We start from the raw sequence: 11,582 nt of genomic DNA on the forward strand, positions 1-11,582 counted from the left end.
ACGATTATTTTTTAACAACGAGCTAACAAGTAAAAACCAATCGTTCGTCGCTTAATGCTTGGGATGAAGCTGGTTTAAAGCTTCAGCATTAATGCCCATCTCCTCGGTGTAAGGAGCCATAAACTCGGAAGCTGACATTTCGGCAGGATTTGTCGCAATTGCCTGGTTCAAGGGATCCGCCTGAGCCACTTTGTTTTCTTGCAGCCACGCTTGATACTCTTCCGGGTTATGAACAATAATCTGGGTTCTCATACTGCCATGATAGGAACCACACAGTTCAGCGCAAACAACCGGGTAGGTTCCAGTCTTAGTGGCGACAAAGTTTAGCTGGGATTTTTCCCCTGGTAGAGCATCCTGCTTAAGCCGGAATTGGGGTAACCAGAAGGAATGGATGACATCCTGAGCCGTAATGTTAAGCTGCACACTTTTGCCTACTGGAACATGAAGCTCCCCGGTGGTCACTCCATCATCCGGGTAAGTAAAGAGCCAGGCGTACTGCAATCCCAGGACGTTGACGGTGACATCGGCTTTATCCTTCGCCTCCGGGGGCGCACCAAAGCCATAGACCGGCAGCTTATATGCCTCTTCAGGTTTGGGAATGCCTGTAGATGAGTCAGGTGTGGATAAGTCAGGCGAAGCCACGGCAGCATCGGCAATGAGCGGAGCCGCGATCGCACTTCCCGGTTGATGGGCAGGCTTATGGGCAACATGGGCGGCGGGATGGCTGTGCGCCATCATCATTCCCGTCGATGGGGCAAACCCTCCCATCCGCTGGTAGACATCCACACTATAGATTCCCAAAGCAATGACGATCAAGGCTGGGATCGCTGTCCAGACAATTTCCAGCGGGAAATTTCCTTCCAAATAAACCCCATCCGTGTCATCTCCTGGCGGACGACGATATTTGATCGCAAAGATCAGAATGGCTCCCTGGATTACCAGGAAAAAAGCAAAAGCAATCGCAAGCATAATACTGAACAGGTTATCAACCAGGGGTGCTTGCTCTGATACCTGTTCTGGCAACAGTCCATGATTTAACCCTATCCAGACGCTCAGAAGCGTAATGACAATGCCAGCGATCAGGGTCAGTAATGAAGCTGGAACTTGTGACATAAGTTACCTGTAGCAGCGATGAAAATAACAAAAACAGCGATCGCAATGGAGAAATAAAACCCTCGACAATTAAATCTTGACTAAAAACTGAGATGATGTGGCAAATTCATAACGTTGAGTTCGGTGTAGAGTTCAACTGGCACAAGATACCAGGAATATGCCCTCAGTAAATCACATGCCCTTTTCGCTGGAAGTATTCTTTGTCTTCTTTAAAGACTGATCAACTCCTAAATCGCTTGACTTTAGGACATTCCTGAGAGCTAGCTCGAAACAAGCGAGCTTAATAAGTAGGCTCCTCTCCGATCTGCCTCACGCCTCTTAACACAAAAGATGAAGAATTGGGCGCAGTGTCAGTTTGTTATCCTTTGAAAATCAGCCTTGACTTTCTAAATCGAAACAGTTAACAGTTGAAACCGTTGTAGTGTCGGCTACCTGGGGATCAAAACTGTGAAAGAAATGTGCGCCAGCTTATAAACATTGCAAGTTACAGCAGTTTTCAGATGCGTAGACCACAGCAAGAACAGGGAATAGGGAGTGGGGAGTGGGGAATCGTGTGGCTTAACCAAATGAAAATCGCTGTAAGAAGGGGAGATTTCTCCCAGGGAAACCACAGGTTTTAAGTTAGTGAGGTTTAATGGGATTTAGCCGATTATCGATTGACATTGAAATTTTAACGTAGAGCCAGAATCTTGGCATGGATTGAGGCAGACGACAAAACTTGTGATCTGTCAGAAATTATGTTCTGGGTCGAAAACCCCCAAATAATAATCTCTTTCCTATCCCAAACTCACAAACACAAAGTTGACAAACCACTACTAATCCCCCAGGAAAATTTTGACGGGTCACAGACCCTCAAAATTTAACCATCATAAACTTCCTGGGTATTCGCTACCTGTCAAATTTAATGGGACAGAACACTAAAAATAATTAAGGGAAAGGCACACGGTCATGGCAAAGCACAATAAAGGCTCCCACAAGTGGATTAAGGAAGTCCTAGACCTGCAACCCAACCACCGCTGGCAGGCTAGTCCCGGCAATAAAGTGTTTGTCGCTGACCGGGGAGCCGTGCGATTTGAGGTGCCCGGAGATTGGTTTTTTGAACCGGACACCAAGTCCTTTCGGTTTGTCGATCGCAAACCACCCAATGATAACTGTCGGTTAGAAGTCTCCTACAACCGATTGCCTGCCGCTGATTGGAGCATGTTTCCCCTGCCTAAACTACTGAAAGACGTGGTAGAAAGAGACAAGCGGGACATTCTGGAAAAAGGGGAAATTGTCACCGTCAAACGCCAGACTGCCCGTATTGTCTGGACAGAATTTAAGTTCATCGACTCCGAGGAGCAGCGGGAGGCATACTCCCGCATCTGCATTGGGTTGGGATCGGGGATTCAATGCCTGATTACGTTCGACTATTGGGCTGATGATGCCCCTGAGCTAACACCAGTGTGGGATACAGTGCTGCGATCGCTCACCCTGGGACTTTATATTCGAGATCCCGCCACCGGCGTTGCCTTTCCCGATTGAGCATTGTCAAGTTTATGTTCAAAGTCATTACAACTAATTTCTCCCAAGAATTTGAGCGCTGGACGGATGCCCTCAACACTGCCAAGTCCCTGATGCCCCAATGCAAAAACCTGACGCAAGACATTCGCATTTACCTGTGTGACGAACTGATCTGGCTCTATAGCAGGGAGTATAAATATCCGCAATATATTGGCGCAGGCACTTACAACCGTCTGGCACGCTTATTTATCCAGGAAGCAATTGATGAAGAAAGCGTCGTAGAAGAAAATTAGCCCGGATTGAAGTGTTTCGAGTGGTGTAATCGTTATGAAAGTTATTGACATCATTTTTATAAATTAGAGCTATCTTGGAGTAGATTTACTACTTTGTGGAGATTGGGTATGCGTCCACGTCTGTTACTCGTCGTTGTCGGCGCGATCGCGATTGCGGTAGGTGGTTGTGCATCTGAAGAAGTTGTAGAGACTACCCCATCTCCCGCTCCAGAGGCATCTGCTCCAGAGGCATCCCCTTCACCGGGTGCAACGGCAGGTCAGCCCTTTGCTCAACCACTGGTGGCTCAGAAGCCTGGAACGACTCAGGCTGTGCCCGGACTGATTCAACCAACCAATTCCGACGAACGAGCGAAGCAAGTGCAGGCACGCATTAATGCCCAGCAGACGAAAAAAGATCCCTTTGCCAGTCTGCCTCCCGTGTTGATAAAACCGACAGGTCCTCAAGGGTCTGCTACATCGCCTCAGCAGACCCTTCCTGGACAGCGAGTTCCTGCCTTACCGGGTGCCCCTCAGCCAGGATTACCACCCATTACAATCGTATCCGTTCCACCCCGTCCCAGTAGCCCTTTTCCACCTGGCAGAACTGCGGCTAATCCAGCGACAGTTCCTACCACTGTTCCTGTTAAACCCGTTCCCCCACCGCCTAGTGCTAACCTGGCGAATGCCGTGGAGGTTTCCGGTGTTGTTTATGTGGGTGGTAGAGCTCAAGCCATTGTCAAAGCTCCCAATGAGGCAACCAGCCGTTATGTCAGAGTAGGTCAGCGGTTGTCTGACGGGCAGGTGCTGGTGAAGCGCATCGAAATGAATAGGGGGTCTGACCCAATTGTAGTGCTGGAAGAAAATGGCGTTGAGGTGCTGCGGGCTGTTGGTGAAGGGGGCGCACAGCCTCAACAAGCGAGTGGGCGATCTGCTTCAGCGTAGCGATAGGCAACAATTTGCAAAGACTGACCTGGAGTTGCCATCGCACGGGATAGAGTGGATAGATATTTCTACCGCTGGGTTGAGTTTTTTTCATGATAGAAACTCAGTTTTTTGCGGACTTAATTCTACGAACTTAGGCACTCGGACTTGATTCAGTATGACCCACTCGACCTCCGGGCAATCTGCCCCAGGCTTCTGGCAAACTGACCTGATTGACTTTTTCTTTTCGCCCACCCAACAGCAGGACCCGCTCCGGACTCAGGATGCTGATCTGTTGCACCAGCTCAGTTTTGTCCCAGGGCTGAGGGAACTTTTGATGGTGCGACAGGTTCATGCTCTAGAACATGCCACGGTCTGGATTTTGAGCAAAAAATCGCCTCCCAACAAAAATGTCAATCCTTACTCGCCAGATAGTTCAGCAGATGGGGACTTGCTTGGAGGCATGTCTACTGACCGGGGATTTTATCTCTATGGGCAGGTGAATTCTGAAGAATTAAAACGAGCCGTACACACTGCCCTTCAGCGAATCACATCGGGAGAGTGGGATTTGGCAGTCCATCCTCGCTGTGGGACTAACCTATCTGTGGGTATGCTATTAACTGCTGGATTTGCCGTTGGGGCATCTATGCTGCTACCGCGTGAACCAATTGGTCAAATTCTTGGACTGGGGCTTGCTGCCACCACTGCCGCTCAACTTGCGCCTGACCTGGGTAGCCTGGCTCAACGGTATGTGACAACGGCAATTCCGTTTAACCTGGCGGTTGACAGTGTCCAATTAGTCCATGATGCTTTGGGACGATCAGCACACTTTGTTCAAGTCCGCTGGGTTGAATAACGGGTATAGTGCGGCATAAAATCCATCCTTTAGTCTTTTTAACAAAAGAAGCGATCGCCCCGTATGGATGGGCGATCGCTTCTTTTTTAAGCCACTTTTTCTATTAGGGATTATCCTTACATAGATTCTGTTGAATGGTATATAAAGTGGTGCCAGAGGTGTAAAAAAATTATCAATGTCCACGGTGGCGCTGCTGATAGGAGTGAGCAGGTATCCACCAGGTTTGAACCCGCTGCTGAGGGCGCAGAAAGACGTGGAGGTCATGAGGCGCGTTCTAAGACAGCCGCAGTTTGGGTTTGAATCGGTGGAATGTTTCTGCAATGCATCCCTGCAAGAGATGCAGGAGGCAATTGAAACTTTCTTTAAAGACCGTGCTCCTGATGACCAAATTTTGTTTTTATTTACTGGTTATGGGATTCAGGATGGAGACGGAAAACTCTATTTCGCAACGCCGGAAACGGCGGCTGATAACCAGGGCAGGTTGATCAAGTCCAGGGCAATTTCAGCCAGCTTTGTGCGGGATGTGATGAACAGTAGTCCGGCAAAGCATCAGGTGATGATTCTGGATTGCCAGTTCCAGCAAGGCTTTGGCAACACAGCGGATGATGATAACCCAATTGACCTCTCTGCCCAGCTTGATGGCAACGGGCGAGTGATTCTGGCAGCTTCCATCTTTACCCATCATGCGGTGGAAACCAGTGACTTCGATGCCTGGAGCTACACACGCTATTTGGTAGAGGGCATTGAAACCTCGGTGGCAGATACAGACAGTAATGGGGTTGTGTCAGCAGACGATATACATGAGTATGCTCGACGCAAATTGGCGATCGCCGCTCCTGCCATGAGTCCCCAAATTTACGGTAGCCGAGAATCGGCAAGCCTGCCGTTGTTGAGTGTGCCAGTGCAGGATAGGCGGGTGGTCTACCGCAAGGTGCTGGATGATCTGGTTGAACGACGATGCCAAACCAATGCAACAGCGACTATTTTGTTGGAAGATCGTAGCTTGCTTGATGAGATCAAACATCGCTTTGGGTTGTCTGCCCAGGAGGCGGCAGAGCTTGAAGCTGCCAGCCTTCAACCTTTACGGGATTACCGGCAAAGGCAACAGGCTTACCAGGAAAAATTTTCAGCGATTAAACTAGGAAACGTGGGACCTAATCACCAGAACAATGACGATTTAAAGCGGTATCGTCAGGCGTTTGGCTTGACGGATGACAATACCGCTCCAATTGAGGCTGTACCTGAGATTATGCAACAGCAGCAAGAGCGAGAGCAGTACCAACGCAATCTCGTGAAATATGAGCAGGTATTACTGACAGTGATGCAACGCCAGTACCCTCTGTTGGAGGGCGATCGCCGCCTGTTGAATCATCTGCAAACGGCACTCCAACTCAGAGACAACGATGTCCAAATGATTGAATCTGAGCTTGCCACACGGCTGCATCGCCGGGGAACACCCCCCGATCCCCAGTCAGATCCCGCATCAATGACCAGACCCCCGGCTGAACCCTACCCCGGTCAGCCACCCGCCACCGCGCCATCTGCATCTTTTCCTGATTGGGCATCTATGCAATCCCGTCCACAGGTGAATGAAAGGCCATCTCCTCAGCCAGTGCCCGCCTCTTACACGCCTTCAGGAACCGTCCCGCCAGTAGAGACTGCCAGCTCCTTACCCCCTCCCCTTGTCTCCCCCAGTCCCTCCCCAATCCCTCCAGGAGCGGCTGACCCAGGACCCGCGACGAGGGTTCAGTCTTTAGATGCAGCCGATCCCCCATCCGCACCTGCGCCTATGAGCAGGCCCCCTAACCAATCTCGCTGGACCTTTGGCGTATTAATTTTTCCGGCAATTCTGCTGGCAATCCTGATTGGAGTGGGGGCAGCGGTTTTGTCGTCCAGGAATATGGTCAATCCCTTCAACCGAACTTCCTCCCCTCCGGCGGCGGATAACCCAAACGAACAGACTCCGCTTCAGCAGGCAGCAACAGATATCAATCTGGGTGTGACGGCGCATGGAATTGGCGACTACAACGGTGCCGTCAGGTACTACGACCAGGCAGTTCGGGTTCTGGCTGACATCTGTCAACCCAATACCAATACTCAGACATCCCAATGTCAACTGTTGGCACGAGCTTACAGTAACCGGAGCTATTCCTACTTCAATTTGCAGAACTATAATCAGGCATTAAACGATGCCAACTCTGCCATTGTCCTAGACTCCAAACTGGCTGAAGCTCAAATTAATCTGGCAAATGCCCGGTTTATGCAGGGCGATCGCGCAGAAGCCATTCAAGAGTATAACCAGGCGTTAGAAATGAACCCCGATGCTCCTTTGCAGGCAGGTATTTACAATAATCGGGGCAATGTTTACTTTTCTCAAGACAATATCCAGGCAGCCCTGGCTGATTATAACCAGGCGTTGGTACTAAGGAATAATTATGCCGATGCTTACTTTAACCGGGGCTTGGTGCATGAGCGGCAGAATGATATAACCAATGCCATTAGCGACTTTCAGAACGCGGCAAAGTTCTATCGGGAACAAAATGCCTTTAATTTGGCGGAAGAAGCGGAGAGAAGAGCAACGACCCTTCAACAAAACGCCCCCAATAGCACCCCACTGCCGCCTGCGTAATGATGGCTACTCACTTCTGATTGGTTCTACCCATGCCCCCCAAACAGCGCTGGCTCATTATCCTCGGAGTCGCCGTAGCGATTCTGGTCGCGATCGCCGGACAACCCCTCCTATCTTTGACGGCGTCCCTTCCTTTCTCCACCACCCTCGCCCAATCTTCCCCCCCACCCTCACCATCGTCACCGCCGCCCTCCCTGCTCCCCTCCGTTCCTGTTCTCCCGCTCCCTTCTGCTCCCACTCCTCCCCCGGCTTCTACTGCGCCTCCCCTGCCCCTCGAAGGGGACTATCGGGATTCCACTGGTCGGTTCAGGGTAGGGATCTTAAAAGGTTACAAAGTTAGCCCCTTAGCCGGTTCAGTGTTGATCGAATCCCCCGATGGCAACCTGGCATATTCTGTGGTGGCTCAATCTCAACCGCCTGGAAACCCGATTGGCTTGGGTCCAGGCTTAAACAGCGAAAGTTTGGCAAAAGTTGCTGCTACGGTCTTTCAGCGCGGGGAAGGGTTTCAACCTGGACCGGCTTCAGCCGAAGCGGGTGGCGGCGCAGTCATCAACTGGACAGGCACCCTGACCATCGGTGGCAATTCTCAGCCCGTAGGTGGTGTGATTCTGGTACGCCCAGCGCCCAAAAACATTTTGCTTCTCCTGATCACCTCCACTCAAGCCGCCACCGACCAGGTCCCTGGCGCGGTTTCAGCCCTGGCTGGTAGTCTGCAAGCTCTGTGAGCTAAGGGTCGATTGGGTCCAGTCCATTCTTTTAACAGCTTCTCCATCCCTCCTCTGCTGCTCTTTCAATTGCCAATAATCGTCGGATTGCCAAAGTCAAACAGTCCTGCGACTGCGCCAATCATCAGGGTTGCCAGAGTTGCTCCCCAGAGCGCTTTCCAGCCGAGTTCAGTGATGTCTTTGCGGCGGGAGGGGACGAGTCCGACTAAGCCCCCGACGAAGATGCCAACGGATGCCAGGTGGGCAAAACCACAGAGGGCGTAGCTGACGACCAGGAGGGCACGATTGCCAATCAATCCCTGTTTTGACAAAGCTGCCAGTTGCAGGTAGGAAGGAATTTCTGTTTCCAGAAGCCGCTGTCCAATCAGCCGAGATGCCTGCCAGATTTCCTGGGGATTGAAGGAAACGCCGGTCAAAAACGTCAGTGGCATGAATAGCACACCAACGATGTTTTGTAAGGTAATCACCTGGAATAGGCGACCGATTCCTTGAAGCAGAGGATTTTGGCTGAGGGCGAGGGAAGCCAGATTGGCAAAAAACAGGTTAACAATCGCAACCAAACCTAGAACAGCAATCAGTAGGGCGGCGATCGCGATCGCCAGTTTTGCTCCATCCATGGCACCAACGACCAGGCTCTCCATCGGACTGAGCCAGACGGTTCCTTCTCTTGCTGAAGCATTGACTTCGTCGCTTGTTGGCTCATCGGTTTCTTCAACGATCATGCCCAGGGTTTTGGGCACTTCGGTTTCGGGCACCAGAATTTTGGAGATCACAAAGCAAGCTGGAATTGCCATGATCGAGGCGGAAACCAGGTGCCCGGTGATGTTAGGAAACACCGGACGCAGGAAACCTGCATAGGCTGCCAGAACCGTGGAAGCAATGCTGCCAAAGCAGGAGGTGAGAATGGCACAAAGTTCACTCCGAGTCATTTCTGCCAGGTAGGGGCGCACCACCAGGGTTGCCTCAATCCCAACAAAAATATTGGCGGCACCACTGAGCGACTCTGCTCCACTCAGGTTCATAGTGCGGCGGAAGAGATGGGCAAACAGGTTGACCATGGGTTGGATTAAGCCCAAAGCGTAGCATAGCGCCATCAGTGCCGAGAAAAAGATCACACTTGGCAGCGCCCGGAACGCCAGAATGTAACCCAGACTGATGTTGTCGGCACTGAGGTAGTCTCCTGGTACGGGCACATAGGGCGGCGTAATTGCCCGCGCAATCCAGCGTCCTGCCAGGAGTGGACCTGGGACAACCGTGCGATCCGGAACCAGAACGGAGCCAAACACAAACCTGGCTCCCTGTTCGGTGGCATCCAGCACTGCGTTTGCCCCTTCATTCAATGCCACGATCGCATCCCGCGTAAACGGAACCAGAAACACCAGAAACCCTAGCAACAATTGGATTCCAATTCCCCAGAAAATCGCCTTCCAGGGAATGACCCGTCGGTTTTCAGACCCTAACCAGGCAATTCCACAAAAGGCAAAGATTCCAATCAGGGAGAGTAAATTTAACCAGGGCATGGGGGAAGCAAGTTGAGAGTTGTAAGTTTAAAGTTGAGAATTTCGCCCCCTCCCAACCCAGGTTGGCTGATATATCTCGTTTCAATGCTCTGCATTGAAATGGGAGGAAGGAGGCTCCGCCGCCTAATTAGCAGTGGCGGAGCCACTTGGAGCATTGCCAGGTAGAACCTGGCAACGAGTTGTTTACGCAAGAATCTTGGATTTCAGAAGATTCGTCAGTCACACAGTTCTTAACCTACCTTTACTAGGGAAGGTGTCATAGGCGGTAGGGTTAATTTTATGCATCATCCCATTGAATTTGGTATCAACTTCTAACTGTCAAATATTTACCTCAACTATTTGCTCTCAACTATTTACCCTTCACTTCTTTCAGTAGTGGTTCGTATTCCTGACGGAGAGTTTTCCAGGCTGACAAAGTTTCTGCTGAGGTGGAAATGCCCTTTTGCATCAGAATTACCTTGTCCTCTAGCCCCACAATTCCGTACTGATTTTGGGCTAACAGGGAATCAACCAGGGGCACAATCTGGACAAAGTGGGTACGTTCTAAGGGAAAGGCAACCCGGTAACGCTCTAGTTGCCACAGATCGGCAATCAGATAATCGACATCGACTACCTGTTTCTGGTCATTGCGGACTTGCAAAAAGGGTAGCCGCAGAAGTTCTCGACGGCTGGAAAGGTGCGGTACCACGTAGGTTGTGGCTGAAACACTGGCTTCTGTGGGGATCTGGTTGACCAAATTGCGAATGTGGCTGGCATGTTCCCACTGACGTGGCAAGGAGACGTAAATCCAGGGTTTGAAGGAGGTAGGGATGGCAAAGTAAAAGACCTGGTGCGGGTTGTAAGGAATCATGATTAGCAGCGATACCACAATACAACCGATCCAGAACCGACGAAATCCTGGCTTGAAGCGGTGGGTATGCTCTGACCACCAGAGGATACTACCGTAGAACAAGCCCGGTACAAGGGTGAGGGCGTAACGAATATGAATCGCAAGGGGAGACTCGCCCTGCTGCACCAGGAGTTGGAACAAGGGAAAGCCCGCGATCGCCCAGGCATAGGGTGACAAAAACGGAATAAATGCCAGGGGCAACGCCTGCACCAGTAAGTAGAAGATCTTCACCTGCGGTTTGCTGAGAATTTGCCCAATTAACCGCACCGGATTGCTCAAAATTGCCCACAGGGTTTCCAGGGTCGAGGCGCTATCTCCATCGGCAAAATGACCGAAGCGCTCCATCATAAACCGACGGGAAACATCTTCTGAAAAGGCTGCCATCAAAACATTGGTGGCAAGTACCACATAGCTAAATGCCAGAATGCACATCGCCAGTCCCGCCCTGGGAAAGCGGCGGCTCACGACCATGTAAACCCCCACCCCAAATAACACAATCCCCGTATCTTCCCGAACGATCAGGGTCAGGGCTGCCATCAGCCAGACCAGCCACCAGACCCGCTTCTCCATCGCCAGCAAGAGCGTAAAGATAAACAGGGGAATCTGGGAAAGGTCATGAAAGTTGGAAAAAAGTGGACCCAGGACCGCATTTGCCCCGTAGTAACCCACCATGATCATCAAGGACAGGGCAGGTTGCAGGTAATGTCTCGCCAGGGCATAGAGAACGATGCCCCCAGCCGTAATCAAGCTGACCTGAAGCAAAACCAATGTGGCTGCATTGGGAGCCAGAGCATAAATAGGCAGCCACAGCAGCAACGCCGGAGTAAAATGCTGTCCCAATCGGTGGTAATAAACCTCTGGCACCTGACCGTCATGGACGACGTTCGTAGAAAGGACGGATGACAGCGAACTCTGAAAGAAGCGCCCATGCAGATTATTCCAAAAGACCTGGTTAAAAATACCCTGGTCGTAAGAAGCAAAAAAGGTGAAATAGCGGTTTAAGCCGAATGCAAGGGCGATCGCAAAAAACAGTGCCGCCACAAGAATCGCCAGCCGCGTCTCCGTCGAGGGGTTGCGCAGAGGAAACTGCTTGAAAACTGGCAATTTGGGCTGAACCATGCAGCAGAAAAGCTCTCTAGTCAGTTGATGAAATC

At 51.0% G+C, this 11,582-nt stretch carries 9 protein-coding genes; 6 read left to right on the forward strand and 3 right to left on the reverse strand.

The genetic code is table 11. The features are described 5' to 3' along the window. Positions 1 to 51: 51 nt before the first annotated feature. A complete protein-coding gene (locus tag AC1S52_RS30330; protein ID WP_482032780.1) occupies positions 52 to 1,113 on the reverse strand; it encodes a cytochrome c oxidase subunit II in 1,062 nt (353 codons plus the stop codon). 948 nt (positions 1,114 to 2,061) lie between these two features. Between AC1S52_RS30330 and AC1S52_RS30335 the strand changes: the two genes are divergently transcribed. From AC1S52_RS30335 to AC1S52_RS30360, 6 genes are all read left to right on the forward strand, one after another. After that, the gene (locus tag AC1S52_RS30335) at positions 2,062 to 2,637 is read left to right on the forward strand and encodes a hypothetical protein (RefSeq protein WP_482032781.1); all 576 of its coding nucleotides are present in this window, start codon (positions 2,062 to 2,064) and stop codon (positions 2,635 to 2,637) included. Positions 2,638 to 2,651: 14 nt separating this feature from the next. Continuing rightward, positions 2,652 to 2,909, forward strand: a complete 258-nt coding sequence (locus AC1S52_RS30340; protein WP_482032782.1) for a hypothetical protein — start codon at positions 2,652 to 2,654, stop codon at positions 2,907 to 2,909. 108 nt (positions 2,910 to 3,017) lie between these two features. Continuing rightward, complete coding sequence (locus tag AC1S52_RS30345) at positions 3,018 to 3,830, forward strand: hypothetical protein (RefSeq protein WP_482032783.1); 813 nt, start codon at positions 3,018 to 3,020, stop codon at positions 3,828 to 3,830. A gap of 157 nt (positions 3,831 to 3,987) precedes the next feature. Then, complete coding sequence (locus tag AC1S52_RS30350) at positions 3,988 to 4,665, forward strand: DUF6391 domain-containing protein (protein ID WP_482032784.1); 678 nt, start codon at positions 3,988 to 3,990, stop codon at positions 4,663 to 4,665. A gap of 175 nt (positions 4,666 to 4,840) precedes the next feature. After that, positions 4,841 to 7,294 carry a tetratricopeptide repeat protein gene (locus AC1S52_RS30355; RefSeq protein WP_482032785.1) on the forward strand — a complete coding sequence of 818 codons (2,454 nt, stop codon included), beginning with the start codon at positions 4,841 to 4,843 and terminating at the stop codon, positions 7,292 to 7,294. Between the two features lie 32 nt (positions 7,295 to 7,326). Beyond that, a complete protein-coding gene (locus tag AC1S52_RS30360; protein WP_482032786.1) occupies positions 7,327 to 8,019 on the forward strand; it encodes a hypothetical protein in 693 nt (230 codons plus the stop codon). Positions 8,020 to 8,084: 65 nt separating this feature from the next. Here the strand turns inward: AC1S52_RS30360 and AC1S52_RS30365 are convergent, their stop codons facing one another. Both AC1S52_RS30365 and AC1S52_RS30370 read right to left on the reverse strand, forming a co-directional pair. Further along, positions 8,085 to 9,539, reverse strand: coding sequence for a NupC/NupG family nucleoside CNT transporter (locus AC1S52_RS30365; RefSeq protein ID WP_482032787.1), 1,455 nt, complete (start codon positions 9,537 to 9,539; stop codon positions 8,085 to 8,087). 349 nt (positions 9,540 to 9,888) lie between these two features. Continuing rightward, entirely contained in the window at positions 9,889 to 11,547 is a 1,659-nt protein-coding gene (locus AC1S52_RS30370) for a DUF2079 domain-containing protein (protein WP_482032788.1), read from the reverse strand. Positions 11,548 to 11,582 lie beyond the last annotated feature (35 nt).

Source organism: Kovacikia sp. CALU 1929, assembly GCF_056784235.1.